Genomic DNA, 21,579 nt, shown 5'->3' with positions numbered 1-21,579 from the left:
GCTGCAGCTGCCGACATATGCGGCACTAGCTACAGCGCCGGCACCATTGGCCGCGCCGGAACAAATACTCGCCGCCGCGAGACAGACAACCCGCACGCCGCTGCAGGCACCAAGGCCCTGCAGTGCAATAGAAGCTCGCTGCGACATCTGTCTCTCCTCACCACTCGGCCCGGCTGTTGAGAACTACGTTAGACACCCATTCACCACGGGGCAACACATTAAAGGATCGTCACATTAAAAAGATCGTCCCGGCCGGAGTGGATCAGGGCCGGCCGGGACGATCACCTGCGTTTCGTCACCGCGCGGTCAGGCTCGCGGTGAGTTCGTCGACGGTGGTGGCCGGGCGGTCGCAGACGAAGCCCCGGCACACGTATGCCGCGCCGCTGCCGTTGATCAGGGGCCGGTCCGCCAGGAGGGGGATGCCGTCCTGGCCGGGGCGGCCGGTGACGATGACCGTTCCGGGCGGGGCGTGGCGGTGGGCGGCGGCGATCAGGGGGTCCTGGGGGTCTTCCGTGACGATGGCGATCTCGTAGGGGCCGGCGAGGACTGCCTCAGCGACCGTTGCCGAATAGCCGGCGAAGCGGCCGTGGCTGCCGATCAGGGGGCCGACCGTGGCCAGGGCTGCGTCGGCGGCTTCGCGGTAGCGGGTTTCGCCGGTCAGCGCCGAGTAGGCAACGAGGCCCGCGCAGATGGCTGACAGCCCGGAGGGAGTCGCGTTGTCCGTCGGATCAGCAGGCCGCGTGACCAGTCGTTCCGCGTCGTCGGCCGTGTCGTAGAAGCCGCCCTCGCCGGTGCCGAAATGGTCCAGCGCGACGTCGAGCAGCTGACCCGCGAGTGTGAGCCAGCGCCCCTCGCCCGTGAGCTGGTGCACAGCGCAGAAGGCCTCGGCCACCGCGCCGTAGTCCTCGAGCACACCGGCCGGCTCCCCCACCACGCCGTCCCGCGAAACCCGGCGCAGCCGCCCATCGACAATGTGCCGCTCCGCAAGCACCCTCGCCAACTCGACGGCCGCAGCACCCGACGGTGCGGAGTCGAGCAGGGTGGCGTGTTCGGCCAGCGCCGTGATGGCGAGTCCGTTCCAGGAGGCGACGACCTTGTCGTCTCTCTGCGGTTGTGGGCGCTGGGTGCGTACTGAATAAAGGCGGGACCTGATTTCCTGCCAGCGCGACACGAGGTCGGGTGTTGCTTCGTCGATGTCTCTGGCCAGCGCCAGAACGCTGGTGCCGTGTTCGAAGGTGCCGGCCGTCGTGACCGCGAAGAGGTCGGCCGCCCAGGTGCCGTCGTCTTCGCCGAGCGCCTGGATGAGCTGCGCCGGGGTCCAGGAGTAGGTAAGGCCCTCGGTGCCGTCGGTGTCGGCGTCGAGGGCGGAGGCCAGGCCGCCGGCGGGAGTGGCGAGGTCACGCAGCAGGAAGGTCGCGGTCTCGTCGGCCACGCGCCGGGCGAGAGCATCGCCGGTCAGGCGCCAGAGCTGGGTGTAGGCGCGCAGGAGCAGCGCGTTGTCGTAGAGCATCTTTTCGAAGTGCGGGACCGTCCACGTCTGGTCGACCGCATAGCGCGCGAAGCCCCCGGCGAGCTGGTCGTAGATGCCGCCGCGGGCCATCTGCTCGGTGGTGTGACGGACGATCTCGAGGTCTTCGGGCGAGCCAGTGCGCTGGTGGTGACGCAGCAGGAAGAGCAGATTCATGTGCGGCGGGAACTTGGGCGCGCCGCCGAAGCCGCCCCACTGCTCGTCGTGGTCCTTGGCGAGCTGGGTCGCCGCCGCGTCGAGAAGCTCGGCCGAGATCGGGGCGGTCGGCCCGCCGACGAGCTGGGCACCACCGATCGCCTTGACCACCTTGGCCCCCTGGTCAAGGATGGCCTCCCGCTGATCCCGCCACGCCTCGGCAACCGAGTCGAGCAGGCGGCTGAAGTTGGCACGCGGGAAGTAGGTGCCGCAGAAGAACGGGTCGCCGTCTGGCGTCGCGAAGACGGTCATCGGCCAGCCACCCTGCCCGGTCATCGCCTGGGTGGCGGTCATGTAGACGGCATCGACGTCGGGCCGCTCCTCCCGATCCACCTTGATCGCGACGAACTTCTCGTTGACCGAGGCGGCAACAGCCTCGTCCTCGAACGACTCGTGAGCCATCACGTGACACCAGTGACAGGCCGCATAGCCGACGGAGATCAGCACGGGCACGTCGCGCCGGCGTGCCTCCTCGAACGCCTCTTGCGACCACGGCCACCAGTCGACCGGGTTGCCGGCGTGCTGGAGCAGGTAGGGCGAGGTCGCATTCGCCAGCCGATTTGCCATGCCCCCACGCTAGCCCGGGGGTCCGACAACTTCCCACGGCGCCGGGTGGCCCGCCTGCCCGGAACCCGGGCGGCCCTCGCCGCGGGCGCCGGGGCCGGCCGGAAAGTCAGCTCGCGCCGTCGACCCGCAGCGGCACGATCCTGGGTGGGGCGGCCTCGGTCATCTGCCGCAGGGTGTGCACGATCTTGTCCGCGGGAAGCGGGCGGCTGAAGTGGTATCCCTGCGCCGAGGTGCAGCCCAGGGCCAGGAGGGCGGCTCGCTGCTCGGCGGTCTCGACGCCTTCAGCGACGACTCGCGCGCCGAGACGGGCGCCCAGCTCCACCGCACCCCGGACGATGGCCGCCGCGATCGGCGACTCGCCCATGTCCTGCACGAAGGAACGGTCCACCTTGAGCTCGTCGACCCGTACGCGCGTGACAAAGGCGAGCGACGAGAAGCCCGTACCGAAATCGTCGACCGAGAGCTGCACTCCCAGCTCTCGCAACGCCGCCAGGACCTCGTCGACCACGCCGGACTCGCTGACCGCGAGTGATTCGGTGATCTCCAGCACGAGCTGGTCCGGGATGATCCGGTGCCGGCGCAGCGCCTCGGAGACCTGGGCCGGGAAGGTCGGGTCGAGCAGGCTGCGGGAGGAGACGTTGACCGAGATGGGTACGTCCAGCCCCGCCGCAGCCCAGTCCGCGGCGGCCGACAGTGCGCGGTCGAGCACGTAACGCGTGAACGGTGCGAGCAGGCCGCCGTTCTCCGCCGTGCGTACGAAGGAATCGGGGGTGAGCAATCCACGCCGCGGGTGGTTCCACCGGATCAGCGCCTCGACGCCGTTGGGTGCCCCGGTCTCGAGGTCGACCTCGGGCTGGAGCATGAGTACGAGCTGGTCGTCAGCGGTGAGCGCGTCCAGCAGCTCGGCCGGCAGCGAGAGATGATCGGTGCTGGTGGCGTCGCGGGTGCTGTCGTACGCGGCGACCGCGACGTTCAGCTCCTTGGCCTGGTCGAGCGCGACACTCGCCCGCCGGATGAGCTCACCCAGCTCGGCACAGCCTGCGTTCTCCACGACGACACCGACGGCCACTTCGGTGACCAGCCGCACACCGTCGATGTCGATCGGCTTGCTGACCGCCTCGATGATCTCGCGGGCCCGCCGCACCGCCTGCGGCAACGGATTGGGCACGTCCCGCTGCGGCAGCGAGGAGTCGGTGAGGGTCGCGAGCGACGGCAGCAGGACGGCGAACTCGTCGTCGCCCAGCCGGGCGATCAGCTCACCCTCCCGGGCAAGATCGGCAAGGCGCTCCGCGACGGTACGCAGGACGGCGTCACCCGCTCTGTACCCGAGAGTGCCGTTGACCTCGCGGAAGTTGTTGAGATCGAGCAGCAGAACGGCGACCGGCCGGTCCCGGTCCAGCGACTTGACGAGGTCATCGCCGTCCGCCAGCAGCGCGGTCCGATTGGCCAGCCCGGTCAGCGGATCGTGCACCCCCTCGTACGCGACGCGCGCGTCGAGCAGCGCCAGCCGTTCGTGGGCCGCCGCGTCGTGCAGGGCACCGGCCAGGGCGTCCGCGTACGCGGAGACGGCCAGCTCGTCCTGCGTGGCGGGCATGGTCGGCTCGGTGAGCCAGACGGTGAGGTCGCCCACGTGCGTACCTCCCACGGTCATGGCCCGGGTGATCGCCGGTCCCGGCATCGCCCCGGGCATCGGATCCTGCGGAGCGTCCTGCACGTATCGCCGATCTTCACGGGCGTCGGGGCCGAGCGACAGGGTGACTTGCATCTCCACCCGGCGGGCACCGAACACGTCGAGCGCCCCGCGCAGCCCCGCGGCGGCGACGGCATCCTCGGTGGCCAGGCCCAGCGTGCGGGTGGCACGGGCGAACGCCTCCCAGACCCGCCGCTCCTCATCGGCCCGCAGGTGCTGGCGATACGCCCGCTGCAGCAACCACAGCACCGCGGGCATGGCGATCAACCACAACGGACCGTTGACCAGCGCGAACAGGGCGGAGAGTCCGACCAGGACATTGCCGGCGAACATCGGCAGCTTGGCATTCAGCGCCCGAGCTGTGATCTGCGTCGCGCTGTCCTGGGAACCCGCGTCCCGGTTTACCGTAAGCGTGATCACGGCAAGACCGACCGTGATTGTCAGATAGACAACCGCACCGGCGATGAGACCGATCTGCGTGCGGATACTGCCGATGGGCGCAGCGGGTCCCGTGATCGCATACGCAACCGCGGTCGCCCCGGCCGCACCGAGACTGAGTGACGCGGCCAGGTGCGCGATGGCCCTCGCCACGCGCTGACCGTTCAACCACGTGATGAACAGCCACGCGCCACCGACCCCGGCAAGGGTCAGCGCGGGCAGCCATCCGGGCGGCACGAGCGCGAAGCCGAGAATGAAGGCGACCTCACCCCAGGACACGCTGACGGTGCCGCGCCCGACGCGGAACCGCAACCGGGCCAGCTGACCAGCGGCGACGAGCAGCAGAGCAATGCCACCCGCGGCCACCGGCGTGAGCGTGAAGGCCTCCGGCCGCTGCCCCGGCAGCAACACCCCGACCAGCGAAAACACAAGTGCTAGACCAAGAACGGACCCATGCAGCATCCGTACGCCCGAAGCGCGCCGAACAGGCGCAACAGCAGCGCCCCCAGTTTCCCGGGAAGCCACGGCCGACACAGCGTAAGGCGAAGTCATGCCACCTCCTCGCCCGAACGACGTGGACCGGAAGCGGACCTGCTCCCGGAGTTCGTGGCGATCGGGGGCGCCGCGGTTACCCACCGCGGCGAACACACCCGCATACCGCACCAGCGTGACTGCGCCGGCGCCGCTCCGCTTCCGAACCCACCCGCCGCGACCGGGGTAACGGTCGCGAACCGGGCGCCGGCAGCGCGCGCGGTGATCGAGGCAGCGACCCGAGCGGTGGTTCGCACCCTCGACCGCGCCTCACGCTTGATGTCAAAACGGCCCGCCCGGGAGCCATCGTCCGTTCTTGCGCCATTCGCACACGTCGACACGTCCGTGCAGACGGCGGTCGCGCTCGCGACGGCCCGGCCGCTCACCGGCGACACCGCCGAACGGGCCGCGGAGGCTCGTCCATCCCGCCGCCGTGCCACCTCGGGTGTCGCATTTCTGATTGCGCGGACAGCCCCGCGCACTGTCCGCGAGCGATCTTGTCCGAGGTCACACCGCAAGCCGCTGACCAGCAGCACTGGCGGATGCACGTGCATCTGCAGTGGAGAATGCGGGGGGCGGGAGATGGTCACCGACGGCCCCCTTTCCGCGCAGGGTGGAGGGACGTCAAAGCCCCCCGGCGGAAGGCTAAGCCAAACCGGCGGAACGCAACAGGGGTTGACGGTGGGGCACTACCGATGTTCGGAACGCGACGCGCCGCGCCCGCGGCCGAATCCAGAAACTTGACAAAGTGGAATCACGCCACTCGACATCAAGCCCGCTCGCCGCGCCCGCCGTCCTTCGCCACGCCGTCCGTGGATTCCACGCCCGCGACCTCGGCCGCAGCCTCGGCACCGTCCACACCGGAACGATCACCGTCAGCATCATCCCGCGCTGGCCGACCCTCACCGCGAGCAAGATCCGCCTCGAGCCGCGCCACCTCAGCGTCCCGCGCAATCGCACGGTTGTCCGGGAAACTGTCGGGAAGCCGACGCAGCCGCTTGTTCATATTGCGGATGAGCAGCACCGTCGCAATGGACATCAACACAATGATGAAGAGCCCCATCGGCCCGGCAAGCCCACCGGACCGGGTATCCCCGAAGTTGTTCACAGCATCGAAATCCACCCCCCAAAGGTACGCCCACCAGCCCCGAACCCAACCACTGGATCCCGCAATCCCACCCAACCCCCACCACCCACCCAAACCGCCCAACTCCAGCTCCTCTGCGCGAGACCCCCCAGACCGCGAGTCGGGATGCGGGCCAACGACAAAGCCAGCCGATGACGCCGCCCGATGAGGGAGGCGACCTTGGCCCGGCGAGACCGCACCGGGCCAAGCGGTCCGGGCCGGTGCGGCTGAGCCAGGCAGCCGGGCCGGAAGCGCAGGGCCTGGAAGACGAACTGCGAGCGCGGAGCCTGGAAGGCATGGCCGGGAGCGCGTGCCCCAGGAACCTGGATCCGGGAGCGTGGGCGCCCGGGACCTTGGGGCCGGGAGCCTGGGCCCGGAAGCGTGGGGCCGAGAGCGTGGGCGCCCAGGACCTTGGGGGCGGGAGCCTGGGGCCGGGAGCCGGGAGCCCGGGAGCCCGGAAGCGTGGGGCCGAGAGCCTGGGGGCCTGGAAGGCCCCCGGGCGGCGATGAACGAGATCAGGAGCGCCCCGCCAAGAAGCGCAAAGCCAAGTAGGGCCTGACCGAGCCGGGAAGCGCGGACCGAAGGCCTACGCGAACGTGTTTTCCTCTCGAACCATAGGTAACCGGACATCCACCTCGGCCAGAGGGATCCCAAGCCAAGCAAGGCAGACGAGTCGAGCCACGCCGATGGGACCCCAGCCGGGCCAGCCGGAAGGCACGGCCGAGCCGACAGGGACCGTCCCAGCCGGGCAGCCTGAGCCAGGCAGTCGCAGACCGAGCCGAGACCCGGTCAGCCCGCAGGCAAGCCGAGCCAAGCCAACCCGACCCGACCCGACCCGACCCGAACCAGACCAAGCCAAGCCGAACCAGACCAAGTCAAGCCAGCCGGACCGAACCAGACCGAGCCAAGCCGGACCAGACCGAGCCAAGGCGGCCCGGCATAGCCAGCAGGGGCCAGAAACGCGTGACGGCAAGGTTCCATGGGTCGCGCAGAGCGGCGGGACGAACCAGCGACCAACCCCAGAACCACAAGATCAAGGAGCGACAGGCGAGCCCCAGGCCAACAACCCGCAGGTCACCGTCACGGCGCGATCGTCAAGGACGAACCCACGCGAGTAGGCCCCCCAGCGCCCCACCCCAGCCGGGACGTCCAGCACTGCGACGAACCCCCCACTCAGACGGCGGTCAGTGGGTGTCCACCGATTCGCGGATGCCGGCGAAGAGGTCGGACTCCGGGGTGGGGCTGTCGACGAGGGAGCGGGCGAGCTCGAAGTCCTCCGTGGGCCAGACCTTCTGCTGCATTTCCATGGGGACGTGGAACCAGAAGCCGTCCGGGTCGACCTGGGTGGCGTGGGCTCGGAGGGCGTTGTCGCGGATTTCGAAGTACTCGCCGCATTCGATGCGGGTGGTGATTTTGTCGCCGCGGTCGGTGCGTTCCTCGTTCTGGAGCCACTCGGTGTAGGGGGACTCGAGGCCGGCGGCGAGCATGCCCTCGTGGAGGGCGAGCATGCGGGCGCGGGTCCAGCCGGAGTTGTAGTAGAGCTTGGAGGGCTGCCAGGGCTCGCCGAGCTCGGGGTATTTGTCCGGGTCGCCGGCTGCGTCGAAGGCCACCACGGAGATGTTGTGGCACATGATGTGGTCGGGGTGGGGGTAGCCGCCGTTCTCGTCATAGGTGGTCATGACGTGCGGGCGGAACTCGCGGATCAGCTTGATCAGCGGTTTGGCGCCCTCTTCCGGGTCGACCAGGCCGAAGCAGCCCTCGGGCAGCGGCGGGAGGGGGTCGCCCTCGGGCAGGCCGGAGTCGACGAAGCCGAGCCAGGCCTGGCGGACGCCGAGGATCGCGCGGGCCTCGTCCATCTCGCGTTTACGGATGTTGGCGATGTCGGCCAGGACCTCGGGCCGATCCATCTGGGGGTTCAGCACGCTGCCGCGCTCCCCGCCCGTGCACGTCGCGACCAGCACGTCGACGCCCTCGGCGACGTAGCGCGCCATGGTGGCGGCGCCCTTGCTGGACTCGTCGTCCGGGTGTGCGTGCACGGTCATCAGACGCAACTGCTCAGCCACTGAATTCTCCCTCGACCGGACCTCGTTCGTAGGACCCGGTTTCGGCTGCGAAGATGGACAACGTCATTCTGTCGGATGGCACTGACACTTTTCGCAGGAGAGGTCCCCCTGGTGAGCGAGACGCGCGCCACAAACCCGATATTCCCGCCGGGCCGCTACGGCCGGCGCCGGGATGGGCGCCGCAGGCTGGCCGGGCCGATCATCTTCGCAGTGGTCATCGCGGTAGCGGCGGCGGCACTCACCGTGCGCCTCTACGGTCAGTACGGCGATCCGAACTACGACGCCCAGATCGTCCGCTGGACAAACATCACACCCACGCAGGTGACACTCGATTTCACCGTCCGGGTCCCCGCCGGTGGCGCGGCGAAGTGCGGGCTGCGCGCCCGCGACTATGACGGCGCCGAGGTCGGCAGCCGCACGGTGACGGTCCGGGCGACCGGCCAGGAGACCACCATCGAGGCGTCCGAAATCGTGCAGACCAGGGCCGAAGCCTTCGTGGGTGACGTGCTCAAGTGCCAGGCCGCTGACTGATTTTCACCGTACGCCCGGAGCCCGCGAACGCCACCGCCGGTGACAACGGGCTTCCTCGCCATTCGCAAAACGTAACCATGCGAGTGACCCGGACGAAGGAAACTGTCAGACCCACCGGGTACCAAGGAAGCGCACGTCCGTTTCCACCTGTCCCGCATCGAGCGAATCGACCGAGTGTGCACCGCTGGTAAGCTTGGTGATTCGCTCCGTACGCTCATCCCGTTTCAAGGAGAAGAGTCTGTGACCAGTTCAGAGGCGTCGAAGACCTGGCTCTCCCAGGACGCTTACGACCGGCTGCAGGCCGAGCTCGACGAGTTGATCGCAGCCCGGCCGGAGATCGCCGCAGAGATCAACGCCCGCCGCGAGGAGGGCGACCTCCGCGAGAACGGCGGCTACCACGCCGCCCGCGAGGAGCAGGGCAAGCAGGAAGGCCGGATCCTCTACTTGAAGGAGTTCCTGCGCAACGCCGAGGTCGGCGACACCCCCACCGCCGACAAGGTCACCCCCGGCATGGTGGTCACCATCTACTTCGACGACGACAAGAGCGACACCGAGAAGTTCCTCCTCGGCTCCCGCGAGATCGCGTCGACCACCGACCTCACCGTCTACAGCCCCGAGTCCGCTCTCGGCAAGGCGATCCTCGGCGCCGCCACCGGCCAGACCGTCACCTATACGGCTCCGAGCGGCGCCGACATCAAGGTCACCGTCGTGGAGTTCTCGCCGTTCGGCGGCTGAGCTTCGGCAAATGACGCATTCGGGTCCCAATCCCCCACCCCCGGCTATCCGGGCCGGTGTGGTGTGGGGCGGGCCGGTTAGATCAGGGAACGGCGGCGGGAGCCTGGCTGCGGCTGGGTGGGCTTTGGGCCAACCCGGCGAACAGCGGACAAGAAGCCTGGCCACAGCTGGGTGGGCTTTGGGCCAACCCGGCGAACAGCGGGCAAGGAGCTTGGCTGCGGCTGGGTGAGGCTGAGAACAGCTGCAAGATGAATGTCGCAAGCCCGTGCGAACAGGGCTCAGCCATGACCAAAGCCGGAGGGCCTCGCTGGCGCGGGGCCCTCCGTGCGGTGGGTAAGAGTTCGCGGCTGGCCGCAGTGCCGGGGGCTGTAGGGATGGCGCTCATCGCCGGTGGTGCCGTTCAGTCCGCCGTCGAGGACGTCGGCTGCTGCGGCCACTTCCCAGGTCGGCGGTGATGACCTGACCGCTACTCGTAGACGAGTGCCGCACGGAATATCGCAGCGATCATCGACCAATCAGGAGCGCCAGGAACCGGCACTTCGAGGATATTCGCAAAGAAGCCGTCCATCGATGCCGTCCAGCGGCCTGCCGCGTCCACAAAGGCCGCTGTGGACGGGTTCTCCGTCGAGATTGTGCCCTCGCGAAGACTTGCCGCGAGGGCTTCCAGATAGCGAGCAAGATCCTCACGGGTCTCGACAGCGCTCAGCTCAGGATCCTGCCAGTCCAGGATGCCGCGCCCTACTGGACCCCGCCGGCCGGGCCTCTGCCAGTGCGGAAGCCGGTGAATCTCATCCAGGCGGAGATTCATCGGCGGCTCGCGGCGCTGCCTCGGGCACCCTGCAGGCCAAGGTCAGCGAACACGCGACGCTCTACGTCCGCTCGAAGCCGGTCGAGCTCCCTGAAGATCACCCACGCACGCTCGCGGCTTTCGACGGCGCGGGAATCAGTGCATGCGCGGTACGGATCGGGGTGGAAGTGCGCTCAGGGCGTACCTGAAAGGGGGGTGACCAGGTAGCCGGAGTCCCGGAGGGAGCCGATCAGGGTGTTGGTGTGGTCCGGGCCTCGGGTTTCGACGGAGAGCTGGACCTCGACCTCGCCGAAGTTGAGGTGCGGGTTGTGCCTGGTGTGGACGATGTCGACGATGTTGACGCGGTGGCGGGCGATCTCCGAGAGCAGGCCGGCGAGCTGGCCCGGTTTGTCGCCGGTGCTGACCGAGAGGCGGACGAAGCGGCCCGCCGAGGCCAGGCCGTGCTCGATGACGCGCATCAGGAGCAGGGGGTCGATGTTGCCGCCCGAGAGGATCGCCACCACCGGGGGCTTGAGGTCGATCTTGCCGGTGAGCAGGGCCGCGACCGCTGCGCCGCCGGCTGGTTCGACGACCATCTTGTGTCGTTCGAGCAGGACCAGCAGGGCTGCCGAGAGGTCCTCGTCGGTGACGGTGACGATCTCGTCGACGAGTTCGTTGACGTGGGCGAAGGTCAGGTCGCCGGGGCGCATCACGGCGATACCGTCCGCGATGGTGGCCGATTCCGTGAGCGTGACGGGGGCGCCCGCCGACAGTGACGGTGGGTAGGCAGCACATCCGGCGGCCTGGACGCCGATGATGCGTACGTCCGGTTTGAGGGCCTTGGCCGCGACCGCTACGCCGGAGATCAGGCCGCCGCCGCCGACCGCGGTGATGATGGTGCCGACGTCGGGGCGCTGTTCGAGGATCTCAAGGCCGACGGTGCCCTGACCGGCGATGACGTCGTGGTGGTCGAACGGGTGGATGAGGATCGCGCCGGTGCGGTCGGCGAATTCGCGGGCGGCGGCGAGCGAGTCGTCGACGGACGTCCCCGCGTACTCGATGGCGGCGCCGTAGCCCTTCGTCGCCGTGACCTTGGGCAGCGGCGCGCCCTCCGGCATGAAGACCGTGGCCTGCGCGCCGAGCAGGCCCGCCGCGAGCGCGACACCCTGGGCATGGTTGCCGGCGCTCGCCGCGACCACCCCGCGGGCCCGCTCGGCGTCGGTGAGCCGGGAGATCCTCGTGTACGCGCCGCGCACCTTGTACGACCCGGCACGCTGCTGGTTCTCGCACTTGAGGTACGCGGGCATGCCGAGAACGGTGCTGACCGGCACCGAGTGCTCGAGCGGGGTGGTCTTCACGACGTCGCCAAGCACCTTGCGGGCCGCCTCGACGTCGGCGAGCGAAAGCAGGTCACTCATGAGGGAGATCGTCGCACCCGTTCGGTGATCTTGAAAAGTGGATCAGACGAATGCCTGCCGGGTCCACGGCCGGGCGACCTCCAGCTGCCCCGCGATCGAGAGCAGGAGCAGCTCGGAATCCGGCGGGCCGACCAGCTGCACGCCGACCGGCAGACCGTCCGGGCGCAGACCCATCGGCACGACGATCGCGGGCAGACCTGCGACGTTCCAGGGCGCGGCGTACGGAGCGTAGGTGACGTTGGTCCGCATGTTGGCGAGCCAACTGCCGCCCGCGTGCCCGCCGGCCGGTGGCGGTGTGGCTGCCAGGGCCGGGGTGAGCAGCACGTCGATGCCGTTCTCCTCGAAGAACGCGATGCTCTTGGCACGCCACGCGTCACGCGGGCCCTGCTTCGCCCAGCCCCGGTTCCAGGCGAGCTTGCCCAGCCGGATGTGCCGCCGGGTGCGGGGCTGCAACTTCGACAGATCAAGGCCCTCAGACTCACGGTACGCGCAAGCGAACCAGGTCATCAGCCCCGACAACCCCAGCGACGGGGTGTAGTCGGGCTCTGCTTTCAGCGTGTCGTGCCCCGCCTCCACCAGCAGCTTCGCGGCCGTCGACACTGCTTCACGGTTCGGCTCGTCCGGGCGTACACCCTGGACCGGAGAGCGCAGGCCGACGCCGACCCGCAGCTTCTCCGGCGGGGTTAGTTTTGCCGGGGAGCGACCGGCGAGGACGCTGAAGCCGAGCGCCGCGTCGGCGACGGTGGTCGCCAGGATGCCGTGCTCCACCAGCCCGAGCCAGTCCTCGCGACCCAGGTCGACCGGGACGACGCCACGGCCCGGCTTGAGCCCGATCAGGCCGCAGTTGGCCGCCGGGATGCGCACCGAGCCGAGGCCGTCGTTGCCGTGCGCGATCGGCACCAGACCGGCGGCGACCGCGGCGGCCGCACCACCGGACGAGCCGCCCGGGGTGCGGTCCAGCGACCAGGGGTTACGGGTGGCCTCATCGGGGTCGTCGGTGGTCGCCCACAGCCCCATCTCGGGCATGCGGGTGACGCCGACCACGACGGCGCCCGCGCCCCGGAGCCGGCGGACGACCTCGTGGTCGTCCTCGGCGATCCCGGTGCGCGCGGCAGCCGAACCGTGCCAGGTCGGCAGGCCGGCGACCGGCGTGTTCTCCTTCACCGCGACCGGCACCCCGGCCAGCGGCAGGTTCGCCAGATCCTCCTGCTCGTCGACCTTCTCGGCCTCGACGATCGCCTCCGTCGCGCGCACGACCCGGAACGCCGACAGCGCCGGGTCCGAGATCGCGATCTGCTCCAGGTGGTCGGCGACCACCTGGGTGGCCGTCGTGTCACCGCGACGGACAGCACGGGAGATCTGCTTCGCCGTGGCACCCACCCACGTGGTCGCCAGGTTTTCCATGGCCCGTCTCCGCCTGTGGTCTCTAGTAGATCTAACCGAGCGCCTGCTCGAGGTCGGTGAGCAGATCGTCAGCGGTTTCGATGCCGACAGACAGTCGCACGAGATCGGCGGGGACTTCAAGCGGTGAGCCCGCCGCGCTGAGGTGTGTCATCTGCCCGGGGTGCTCGATGAGCGATTCGACGCCGCCCAGCGACTCCGCCAGGACGAAGAGCTTTGTCCGGTTGCAGATATCGATGGCCTGCTCAGGGCCGCCCTTCGCCCGGAACGAGATCATGCCGCCGAAGCGCGACATCTGCTTCGCCGCCACCTCGTGTCCGGGATGCGACTCAAGCCCGGGATACAGGACCTCGGCCACCTTCGCATGGCTCTGCAGGAAACCGACGATCCGCTCGGCGTTGTCACAGTGCCGATCCATCCGTACGCCGAGAGTCTTGATCCCCCGCAACGTCAGCCACGCGTCGAACGGCCCGTTGATGGCGCCCATCGCGTTCTGGTGGAAGGCGAGCTGCTCCCCGAGCCCGTCCTCGGCGGTGACGAGCGCGCCGCCGACCACGTCGGAATGCCCGCCGAGGTATTTCGTCGTCGAGTGGATCACCACGTCCGCGCCGAGCCCGAGCGGCTGCTGCAGGTACGGCGAGGCGAACGTGTTGTCGACGGCGAGCACCGCGTCGTACTCGTGGGCAAGCCCGGCCAGCGCCGCGATGTCCGCGATGTTGAGCAGCGGATTCGTCGGCGTCTCGGCCCAGATCATCCGGGTCTTGCCGGGCCGGAACGCCGCCCGGACCGCGTCGAGGTCACCCAGCGGCACGGCGGTCCAGTCCAGCCCCCAGTTCTCGGCGACCTTGCTGAACAGCCGGAACGTGCCGCCGTAGGCGTCGTCCGGGATCACGACGTGGTCACCGGGCCGGCACAGCGTCCGCAGCAGCGCGTCCTCGGCGGCGAGCCCGCTCGCGAACGCGAGGCCCCGGCGGCCACCCTCGATCGCGGCCAGGCACTCCTGCAGCGCGTCACGGGTCGGGTTCCCCGATCGGCTGTACTCGTATCCCAGCCGCGGCGAGCCGACAGCGTCCTGGGCGAACGTGCTCGTCTGGTAGATAGGCGGCACGACGGATCCGGTCCGCGGGTCCGGTTCCTGCCCCGCGTGGATGGCCAGAGTGTCGAAGCCGTACTCATTACCCGTCATGAGGGGCAAGGCTAGTCTGCGCGGATGGCCGCTTGCCTCTTCTGTGGGATCGTGGCGGGCACCGTTCCCGCCTTCAAGGTCGTGGACACCCCGGACGGGGTCGGCTTTCTCGACGTACGCCCGGTGTTCAAGGGTCACGTCCTCCTCGTCCCCCGCCCCCACGTGTCGCAACTCACCGACCTGCCCGCGGATCTCCTGCCCGGCTTCTTCACCCTCGTGCAGCGCGTCGCCGGGGCGGTGCCCCAGGCCCTGGGCGCACAGGGCACGTTCGTGGCGAACAACAACGTCGTGTCGCAGTCGCAGCCACACCTGCACGTCCACGTCGTCCCCCGGACAAAGGGTGACGGACTACGTGGTTTCTTCTGGCCGCGCACCAAATACGCCTCCGACGAGGAGGCCCATTCCTATGCGGCTCGCATCGGCTCGGCGCTTGGTAAGGATCCCGAGGGGGTTGTTGTTACACCGAGCGGATGAAGGGAGTCACCGTGTTCCTGCGGTACAAGAAGCTCGAGCTGCCCACCCCCGACAAGGCCCTCCCGGGACGCTTGATCGAGATCCCGGTGGCCGACACGCACACGGTGCTCGGAACCCCCCTGAAGGGCCCCTGGCCGGCCGGCCTCGAGACGGCTGTGTTCGGCATGGGCTGCTTCTGGGGCGCCGAGCGCATCTTCTGGGAGATCCCCGGCGTCTACTCGACCTCGGCCGGGTATGCGGGCGGCTTCACCGAGAACCCGACCTACGAGGAGACCTGCTCCGGCTCCACCGGCCACACCGAGGTCGTCCAGGTCGTCTACGACCCCGCCAAGGTCACCTACGAAACCCTCCTCAAGGCCTTCTGGGAGAACCACAACCCCACCCAGGGCATGCGCCAGGGCAACGACAAGGGCACGCAGTACCGCTCGGCGATCTACACCACGACGCCTGCACAGGCCAAGACCGCCCAGGACAGCCTGGAGGCCTTCCAGCCGATCGTGAAGACCGCCGGCCACGGCGCGATCACGACGGAGATCAAGCCGCTCGGCGCGTACTACTACGCCGAGAACTACCACCAGCAGTACCTCGACAAGAACCCCGGCGGCTACTGCAACCACGGCCCCAACGGCATGACCTGCCCCATCGGCGTCGCCAAGACCGCCTGACAATCGGGCACAGGACGGCACAGCAGGCCACTGAGCTGCGGCTCGGTGGCCTTGCCGCGATGACCGGTTTGCTCCAGGAAAAGGATCAAGGCTGGTCGGACCGAGATCCTCAAAGCTCTCGGCACTCCAATGCCGTAGCTTGAATGCATCGAGGCCGGAGGGAACAGGGTGCGCCGTTACGCGAAGCCAGTGGTGATCGCTGCGAGCCTGCCGGCACTGCGAGGCCCCTTCGGCGGCATCGTGGTGTTGCCGGCGCATCTCGATTGGTCCGGGTCTGCGAGCTATGACCTGGACGACGATGCGCGGCTCATCGATTATTACCGGACGGTGCTCATCGAGGCCACCAAGCCGGATGACCTGCATGAATACCTCGATCGGGGGACATTGGTCCGGCTATGGCCGATGTTGTGGCTCCCGGCAGACCTGCGCGGCACCTGGGAACGGCGTTTCCCCGAGCTGAGGCCGACGGGAACGAGTTCGGCAGCCGCGTAGGGTCCAGGGCATGGATCCCAGGCATCGGCGCTTGGCCGCGATCGCTCTCGAGGCCGCGGGCGGGGAGCATGGGCTCGCGCTCGCCGGCGGTTATGCAGTTCGGATGCACGGCATGGGTGACCGCCCGAGTGGTGACGTCGACCTGTTCACGGATTGGTAACGGCGGGCGAACTTCCCGGCAATGGCCGACCTGGTCATCCAAGCTCTGATCGCGAACGGCTTTACGGTGACTGTCGGCGCACAAGCGTAAACCTTCGCCCGTCTTCTCGTGACGCGGGACGACGAGCCTGAAGCAGCCCCGCAAAAGATGGAGTTGGCCGCTGACTGGCGTGCGCATGCCCCCGTTTCGCTGGATATCGGGCCGGTGTTGCACCCCGATGATGCTGTCGGCAACAAGATGGCGGCCCTCTATGGCCGTGCCCTTCCCCGCGATTTTCTCGACATCGAAGCGGTCCTGCTGAGCGGGAAGCACACCAGAGACGACTTGTTGCGGCTGGCTGAGGCAGCCGACTCCGGGTTTGACCGGCAGATGTTCGCCGCGGCGCTCGGCGCCCTGCAGCAGATCAGCGATGCCGCGTTCGCCGCTTACGGGGTGGAGCAAGTCGCCGTCGGCGTGATGCGGGAACGGTTTGCTGAATGGCGGGGCGAGTTGCTCGCAGCGGGCGGGTAATCCTTGTGGGTGGAAAAGATCGACACCTGACGAAGCGCGATCACACACTGGGAGACAGGGCGTTTCGGGAGGTTGGATCGGTCGGAGGTGGGGATTGATGCCCAGGTTTCACAGTGCGGAGGAGCATGCTGCTTGGATTTTGGCGGAGGCGCTGATTGAGCAGGCCAGGTCGATGATGCGACAGGCTGAGGGTGCTCTGGAGAAGTGGCGGGTGGGGAAGGCGCTTACCTTGCAGCAGTGTGCGCTGAGGGGGATCAGTCAGACCGATGCTGAGATTCGGTGGGCCGAGACGGTGAATGCTCGGAATGCTTTGAGTGACAACAGTTTTCATGTGTCGCTGGCGACCATGTATTACGGGGCGGCTGCGGCTGAATACTCGCGGGCCCATTATTTGCATACGCGTTATGGCACGCGGATCTAGCGTAGAGAAAAGCGCCGCTTCGACCGGGGCGGCGGTCTTGGCGGCGCTTCTCGTCGGCTGCGAAGTCCGGCGCCCGCACGGGGGACGGGAACCGGGGCTTCGGGTGCCTGTTGTCCAGTGTGCAAGATCAGGCTGAGAAAACGCTGAAGCACAGCACGGGATCAGCTGGGAGTCGGCGGCGGGTCCGTGGCGGCCGGGTCTGCGGGGGCAGAGCTGGCCGGCGGGCGGGCCGCGGAGTCGTCCTGGACGGGGCCCGGGGCGGAGAGGGTGAGGCCGAGGACGGCGCCGGCGCTGAGCAGGCCGAGCCCGGCGAGGGACACCTTGCGGCGTTCGGGTTCGTTCACGCGATCCAATATGACGGGCGGGGCTGTGCGTTGGCTGAGACGCTGGAGTAAATCCCGTCGAGATCGGTAAGACTGTCCCTATGCAGACGGCGACGGAGACCGAACGTAAGTATGACGTTCCCGCCGGTTTCACTTTGCCCGATCTCACGGGCGCGGTGGCCGGTCTCGGCGAGGCGGAGGTCCACGAGCTGGACGCCACCTACTTCGACACCGAGGATCTCCGGCTCGCCCGTAACAAGCACACGCTGCGCAGACGGACCGGTGGCAACGATGCGGGGTGGCATCTGAAGACGCCGGGGACCGGGTCGAGTCGTCGCGAGCATCAGGTGCCGCTGGACGACGAGGACGTCGTGCCCGCCGAGCTGACCGGGATTGTGCGCGCGATTGTGCGTACCCGGGAATTGAAGCCTGTGGCCCGGCTTCGCACGCACCGGATCGAGACGCCGTTGCGCGACGGCGAGGGCCGCACGCTGGCTCTGGTCGCGCAGGACGAGGTCGGTGCCGAGACCGACGCGGGTGAGCAGCGCTGGCAGGAGCTCGAGGTCGAGCTGGTCGACGGGAGCCCCGAGCTGCTCGATGCCGTCGAGGAGTTGCTGCGGGCCGCGGGGGCGACTCCGGCTGCCGGGCCGTCGAAGCTCGCCCGGGCGCTCGACGACCGGCTCAGGAAGCTCAACCGCAAACCCAAGAAGCTCAACCCCGTCCTCAGGTACGCGAGGGAGCAGCGCGACACCATCGCTGAGCAGGACGCCGCGGTGCGCGCGGTGGACCCCGAGGCCGTGCACAAGATGCGGGTCGCCACGCGGCGGCTGCGGAGCACCCTGAAGACGTTCAAGGGATCATTTGAGCAGGAGCGGGCGGCGTCGCTGAAGGACGAGCTGAAGTGGCTCGCCGACAGCCTCGGGGCCGTCCGGGACGCTCAGGTGCTCTCGCAGAAGCTGGGCAGTGCCGCGGAGCCGTTCCCGACGGTCGCCCAGGAGCTGCGGGACAGGTTCGCCATCGCCGTCGAGCAGGGCAAGCAGCAGCTCCACACCGATCTCGACTCGGACCGCTACCTGGCGCTGCTGGACGCGATCGACGACCTGGTCGACGACGCGGTGGCGAAGGGAACCGAGGACGCGGGGGCCCTGGGGCGGGCCGGTAAGGCGCTGCGCAAGGCCGATCAGCTGCTCGACGAGGCCCAGGCGGACGACGGCGAGCTGCACGAGGCCCGCAAGAAGTACAAGCAGGCCCGGTACGCCGTGGAGGTCTTCGCCGGTGACGCGGGGAAGCCCGGCAAGCGGCTGGTGAAAGGTCTGACCGAGCTGCAGGACGTGCTCGGCGCGCACCAGGACTCGGTGGTCGCCCGGGAGGTGCTGCAGGACGCGGCGTGGGAGCGGCCTAACGCGTTCGACTACGGCATCCTCTTCGCCCGTCAGGAGCAGGTCGGCGAGGAGACCCGGCGCGGGTTGCCCGAGGTGACCGAGAAGTCCAGGAAGGGGAGCCTTCGCTCCTGGCTCAGTTGATCGTTAACCCTGCGTCCATGTTTCAGTCACCTCTAGCGAGTTGGGGTGTCGCGGCGACTGGGTAAGAACCTTGTTCATGCAGGCCGAGGAGCACCAGTTCGACGATGAGTTGACCACCCCGCCCTACTCGGGGCCGATCGCCGAGCTCGGCGGCTACCGGGTCTCCGACAACGATGACGACGACCCGGTGCTGATCAATGCGGACGGCAGCGCCGTGGACACCTGGCGCGAGGACTACCCGTACGACGAGCGCATGCCACGGATGCAGTACGACCATGACAAGCGGCTACTGCAGATCGAGCTGCTCAAGCTGCAGAACTGGTGCAAGACCACCGGCGAGCGGATGGTGATCCTCTTCGAGGGCCGCGACGCCGCGGGCAAGGGCGGCACCATCAAGCGCTTCATGGAGCACCTCAATCCGAGGGGCTCGTCCGTGGTGGCGCTGGAGAAGCCGAACGAGCGCGAGAGCACCGAGTGGTACTTCCAGCGCTACATCCAGCACCTGCCCGCCGCCGGCGAGATCGTGCTCTTCGACCGGTCCTGGTACAACCGGGCCGGCGTCGAGCGGGTGATGGGGTTCTGCACCCGCGCCGAGTATCTCGAGTTCATGCGGCAGGCCCCCGACCTGGAACGAATGCTGGTGCGTTCCGGCGTACACCTGGTCAAGTTCTGGTTCTCGGTCTCCCAGGGTGAGCAGCGCACCCGGTTCGCGATCCGGCAGGTCGACCCGGTCCGGCAGTGGAAGCTCTCGAAGATGGATCTCGAGTCGCTGGACAAGTGGGGCGACTACACCGAGGCCAAGGAGGCGATGTTCTTCTACACGGACACCGCCGACGCGCCGTGGACCGTCGTGAAGAGCAACGACAAGAAGCGGGCCCGGATCGAGGCCATGCGCTACGTGCTCGACCGCTTCGACTACACCGGCAAGGACACGGACATCGTCCGCACCCCCGACCCGCAGATCGTGGGCCCCGCATCGCTGGCCGTGGAGGGCACCGAGATGTCCCCGCGCGTATTCCCTCGGTTGTAGTGACCTTAAAAGCGTTGTCGCCGAGCCCCTCGCGTGGTTAACGTAGCCGTACACGTGAAGGGAGGTGGTCCGAAGTTGCATAGCATCGGGACTCGTGAGGTGGCTGTCCGCTAGCCGCTGTCCTCGACAGCTTCGAAAGTTCGTGTAGTACGTCGAGACCGTGTGGCAGCGGTTCGGCGAGCACCAGGCAGCCACCCGACCCCCGGGGATCCGGCCTTGTCCGACCGGACCACCCGCTCGTGAGAGCGTGTGGAAGTCCCCGGGGGTCGCCTTAATTTCGGGACAGAAAATGCGCGAGCTGACCATTCTGGGCACGGCCAGTCAGGTGCCCACCCGGCACCGCAACCACAACGGCTATCAGCTGCGCTGGGACGACGAGGTGATCCTCTTCGACCCGGGTGAGGGCACCCAGCGCCAGATGCTGATGGCCGGGCTCGCCGTTACCCCGCTCACCCGCATCTGCATCACGCATTTCCACGGCGACCATTCACTCGGGCTGCCCGGCATCATCCAGCGCATCTCCCTGGACAAGGTGCCGCACCCCGTCCGCGTGCATTTCCCGGCCGGCGGGCGTCAATACCTCGACCGGTTGTGGCACGCCACCAGCTTCTACGACGTCGCCGATCTGCGGCCCGAGCCAGTCGGGCCGGGTTTCCGGGTCGAGACCTCCGCGGGCGCGCTCACGGCGCTGCCACTGCGGCATTCCATCGAGACGTACGGCTACCGACTGGTCGAGCCCGACGGACGGCGCATGGTGGCGGCGCTGCTCTCGGCGTACGGAATCAGCGGTCCCGCCGTGGGTGAGCTGCAGCGGACCGGGCGATCCGGCCGGGTCTCCCTCGACGACGTGAGCGTGCCCCGCCCGGGCCAGAAGTTCGCGTTCATCATGGACACCGGGCTGTGCGACAGCGTTTTCGCGCTGGCCGAGGGCGCCGACCTGCTCGTGATCGAGTCGACGTTCCTGGCGCAGGACGCCGCGATGGCCGCTGAGGTCGGCCATCTGACGGCAGGCCAGGCCGCGTCGGTGGCCCGGCAGTCGGGGGCGCGCACGCTGGTGCTGACCCACTTCTCCCAACGGTACGCAGACAGCACGCGTTTCCTCGACGAAGCGCGCGCGGAGTTCGACGGCGACATCGTGCTCGCGGAAGACTTGATGCGGGTGAAAGTCCCCCCGCGTCTAAGTTTGTCCCATGAGCCTGCTTCTGCGTCCCGTAACTGACGACGATCTGCTGGGCATCGGCGACCTGCACTACCGGTCACGGGCCTCGGCCTACGCGGACATCCTCACTCCCGAAGCGCTGACCTTCGGCTCGCCGGCCGCGCTCGGTGAATGGTGGAGCGAGCGGTGGAAATGGGAGGCCGACAACCACCGGATGACCGTCGCGATCGCCGACGGGCGGCTCGCCGGTTTCACCTATCTCGGTCCCAGCGAGCAGGACGGGACCGGTGAACTGGGCGCTATCCACGCCGACCCCGACTTCGTGGGGAAAGGGGTCGGGCGGGCGTTGATGGTGGACGCGCTGGGTGCGCTCACGGCGTACGGATATCGGGCTGTGCTCTGGGTCCTGGAAGGCAACGCACGGGCCCGCGCCTTTTACGAAAAGGGTGGGTGGGCAGCGGACGGCACCACCCGCGTGGAGCCGATCGGCGCCGAGCCGGTGCTGCAGATGCGTTATTCGCGAGGTGTGGGGCCCGGGGCCGGACCGGCCTGAGGGGGGCCTACGGACCGGTCCGGCCTGGGGCGGGGACCGGCCGGTACCCCCCGATTGTCGCGTCGCCTCGAGG

19 protein-coding genes and 1 pseudogene are annotated in these 21,579 nt (G+C 68.6%); 11 read left to right on the top strand and 9 right to left on the bottom strand.

The annotated features are described in order from the left end of the window. Positions 1–295 precede the first annotated feature (295 nt). From Aco04nite_RS26605 to mca, 4 genes are all read right to left on the bottom strand, one after another. Positions 296–2,290 carry a thioredoxin domain-containing protein gene (locus tag Aco04nite_RS26605; RefSeq protein WP_212999989.1) on the bottom strand — a complete coding sequence of 665 codons (1,995 nt, stop codon included), beginning with the start codon at positions 2,288–2,290 and terminating at the stop codon, positions 296–298. A 106-nt stretch (positions 2,291–2,396) separates the two neighbouring features. Further along, the gene (locus Aco04nite_RS26600; protein ID WP_438874943.1) at positions 2,397–4,943 is read right to left on the bottom strand and encodes an EAL domain-containing protein; all 2,547 of its coding nucleotides are present in this window, start codon (positions 4,941–4,943) and stop codon (positions 2,397–2,399) included. Positions 4,944–5,718: 775 nt separating this feature from the next. Further along, the gene (locus tag Aco04nite_RS26595; protein ID WP_212999987.1) at positions 5,719–6,072 is read right to left on the bottom strand and encodes a hypothetical protein; all 354 of its coding nucleotides are present in this window, start codon (positions 6,070–6,072) and stop codon (positions 5,719–5,721) included. A gap of 1,187 nt (positions 6,073–7,259) precedes the next feature. Continuing rightward, on the bottom strand, positions 7,260–8,138 hold the full coding sequence (gene mca / locus Aco04nite_RS26590; RefSeq protein WP_212999986.1) for a mycothiol conjugate amidase Mca: 879 nt from the start codon (positions 8,136–8,138) through the stop codon (positions 7,260–7,262). A gap of 111 nt (positions 8,139–8,249) precedes the next feature. Between mca and Aco04nite_RS26585 the strand changes: the two genes are divergently transcribed. Further along, positions 8,250–8,669: a DUF4307 domain-containing protein gene (locus Aco04nite_RS26585; RefSeq protein ID WP_203842724.1), complete on the top strand. Its 420-nt coding sequence runs from the start codon at positions 8,250–8,252 to the stop codon at positions 8,667–8,669. Between the two features lie 240 nt (positions 8,670–8,909). Next, the gene (gene greA / locus Aco04nite_RS26580; RefSeq protein WP_212999985.1) at positions 8,910–9,404 is read left to right on the top strand and encodes a transcription elongation factor GreA; all 495 of its coding nucleotides are present in this window, start codon (positions 8,910–8,912) and stop codon (positions 9,402–9,404) included. Between the two features lie 466 nt (positions 9,405–9,870). Here the strand turns inward: greA and Aco04nite_RS26575 are convergent, their stop codons facing one another. The 4 genes from Aco04nite_RS26575 to Aco04nite_RS26560 form a co-directional block, all read right to left on the bottom strand. Further along, a complete protein-coding gene (locus Aco04nite_RS26575) occupies positions 9,871–10,212 on the bottom strand; it encodes a DUF7660 family protein (protein ID WP_212999984.1) in 342 nt (113 codons plus the stop codon). Between the two features lie 173 nt (positions 10,213–10,385). Continuing rightward, on the bottom strand, positions 10,386–11,609 hold the full coding sequence (gene ilvA, locus Aco04nite_RS26570; RefSeq protein ID WP_212999983.1) for a threonine ammonia-lyase: 1,224 nt from the start codon (positions 11,607–11,609) through the stop codon (positions 10,386–10,388). Between the two features lie 42 nt (positions 11,610–11,651). After that, positions 11,652–13,013, bottom strand: coding sequence for an amidase (locus Aco04nite_RS26565; RefSeq protein ID WP_212999982.1), 1,362 nt, complete (start codon positions 13,011–13,013; stop codon positions 11,652–11,654). A gap of 31 nt (positions 13,014–13,044) precedes the next feature. Then, positions 13,045–14,196, bottom strand: coding sequence for a cystathionine gamma-synthase (locus Aco04nite_RS26560; protein ID WP_212999981.1), 1,152 nt, complete (start codon positions 14,194–14,196; stop codon positions 13,045–13,047). Positions 14,197–14,220: 24 nt separating this feature from the next. Here Aco04nite_RS26560 and Aco04nite_RS26555 point away from each other — a divergent pair, with 24 nt between their 5' ends. The 5 genes and pseudogenes from Aco04nite_RS26555 (at position 14,221) to Aco04nite_RS26535 (ending at position 16,918) form a co-directional block, all read left to right on the top strand. Next, positions 14,221–14,670 (top strand): HIT family protein, encoded by a 450-nt coding sequence (locus Aco04nite_RS26555; protein ID WP_212999980.1) that lies wholly within the window; start codon positions 14,221–14,223, stop codon positions 14,668–14,670. Positions 14,671–14,681: 11 nt separating this feature from the next. Continuing rightward, positions 14,682–15,335 (top strand): peptide-methionine (S)-S-oxide reductase MsrA, encoded by a 654-nt coding sequence (gene msrA, locus Aco04nite_RS26550; RefSeq protein WP_213000020.1) that lies wholly within the window; start codon positions 14,682–14,684, stop codon positions 15,333–15,335. Positions 15,336–15,524: 189 nt separating this feature from the next. Beyond that, entirely contained in the window at positions 15,525–15,827 is a 303-nt protein-coding gene (locus tag Aco04nite_RS26545; protein WP_244876310.1) for a hypothetical protein, read from the top strand. 10 nt (positions 15,828–15,837) lie between these two features. Continuing rightward, positions 15,838–16,497: pseudogene (locus tag Aco04nite_RS49955) on the top strand (nucleotidyl transferase AbiEii/AbiGii toxin family protein). A gap of 97 nt (positions 16,498–16,594) precedes the next feature. Continuing rightward, positions 16,595–16,918, top strand: coding sequence for a hypothetical protein (locus tag Aco04nite_RS26535; RefSeq protein WP_212999978.1), 324 nt, complete (start codon positions 16,595–16,597; stop codon positions 16,916–16,918). 161 nt (positions 16,919–17,079) lie between these two features. Here Aco04nite_RS26535 and Aco04nite_RS26530 read toward each other — a convergent pair whose 3' ends face one another. Then, the gene (locus Aco04nite_RS26530; RefSeq protein WP_212999977.1) at positions 17,080–17,262 is read right to left on the bottom strand and encodes a hypothetical protein; all 183 of its coding nucleotides are present in this window, start codon (positions 17,260–17,262) and stop codon (positions 17,080–17,082) included. Between the two features lie 80 nt (positions 17,263–17,342). Here Aco04nite_RS26530 and Aco04nite_RS26525 point away from each other — a divergent pair, with 80 nt between their 5' ends. The 4 genes from Aco04nite_RS26525 to Aco04nite_RS26510 all read left to right on the top strand — a co-directional run bounded on the left by Aco04nite_RS26525 (position 17,343) and on the right by Aco04nite_RS26510 (position 21,506). Next, on the top strand, positions 17,343–18,764 hold the full coding sequence (locus Aco04nite_RS26525; RefSeq protein ID WP_212999976.1) for a CYTH and CHAD domain-containing protein: 1,422 nt from the start codon (positions 17,343–17,345) through the stop codon (positions 18,762–18,764). A gap of 76 nt (positions 18,765–18,840) precedes the next feature. Continuing rightward, positions 18,841–19,794 carry a polyphosphate kinase 2 gene (gene ppk2 / locus Aco04nite_RS26520; RefSeq protein ID WP_212999975.1) on the top strand — a complete coding sequence of 318 codons (954 nt, stop codon included), beginning with the start codon at positions 18,841–18,843 and terminating at the stop codon, positions 19,792–19,794. A gap of 289 nt (positions 19,795–20,083) precedes the next feature. Next, a complete protein-coding gene (locus tag Aco04nite_RS26515) occupies positions 20,084–21,013 on the top strand; it encodes a ribonuclease Z (protein WP_212999974.1) in 930 nt (309 codons plus the stop codon). Beyond that, positions 20,985–21,506 (top strand): GNAT family N-acetyltransferase, encoded by a 522-nt coding sequence (locus Aco04nite_RS26510; protein WP_212999973.1) that lies wholly within the window; start codon positions 20,985–20,987, stop codon positions 21,504–21,506. The genes Aco04nite_RS26515 and Aco04nite_RS26510 overlap by 29 nt, the downstream gene beginning before the upstream one ends. Positions 21,507–21,579: the final 73 nt, after the last annotated feature.

It is taken from the genome of Winogradskya consettensis (assembly GCF_018332715.1).
Taxonomy (GTDB): Bacteria; Actinomycetota; Actinomycetes; order Mycobacteriales; family Micromonosporaceae; genus Actinoplanes; species Actinoplanes consettensis.
Note: the sequence above shows the minus strand (reverse complement) of the source record. Positions and strands in the feature narration are given on the sequence as shown.

Bases quoted from the DNA above. Each gene is read 5' to 3' on its own strand.
- Aco04nite_RS26605 (WP_212999989.1), bottom strand. From the start codon at position 2,290: ATGGCAAATCGGCTGGCGAATGCGACCTCGCCCTACCTGCTCCAGCAC.
- Aco04nite_RS26575 (WP_212999984.1), bottom strand. From the start codon at position 10,212: ATGAATCTCCGCCTGGATGAGATTCACCGGCTTCCGCACTGGCAGAGG.
- ilvA (WP_212999983.1), bottom strand. From the start codon at position 11,609: ATGAGTGACCTGCTTTCGCTCGCCGACGTCGAGGCGGCCCGCAAGGTG.
- Aco04nite_RS26565 (WP_212999982.1), bottom strand. From the start codon at position 13,013: ATGGAAAACCTGGCGACCACGTGGGTGGGTGCCACGGCGAAGCAGATC.
- Aco04nite_RS26560 (WP_212999981.1), bottom strand. From the start codon at position 14,196: ATGACGGGTAATGAGTACGGCTTCGACACTCTGGCCATCCACGCGGGG.
- Aco04nite_RS26555 (WP_212999980.1), top strand. From the start codon at position 14,221: ATGGCCGCTTGCCTCTTCTGTGGGATCGTGGCGGGCACCGTTCCCGCC.
- Aco04nite_RS26535 (WP_212999978.1), top strand. From the start codon at position 16,595: ATGCCCAGGTTTCACAGTGCGGAGGAGCATGCTGCTTGGATTTTGGCG.
- Aco04nite_RS26525 (WP_212999976.1), top strand. From the start codon at position 17,343: ATGCAGACGGCGACGGAGACCGAACGTAAGTATGACGTTCCCGCCGGT.
- ppk2 (WP_212999975.1), top strand. From the start codon at position 18,841: ATGCAGGCCGAGGAGCACCAGTTCGACGATGAGTTGACCACCCCGCCC.
- Aco04nite_RS26515 (WP_212999974.1), top strand. From the start codon at position 20,084: ATGCGCGAGCTGACCATTCTGGGCACGGCCAGTCAGGTGCCCACCCGG.
- Aco04nite_RS26510 (WP_212999973.1), top strand. From the start codon at position 20,985: ATGAGCCTGCTTCTGCGTCCCGTAACTGACGACGATCTGCTGGGCATC.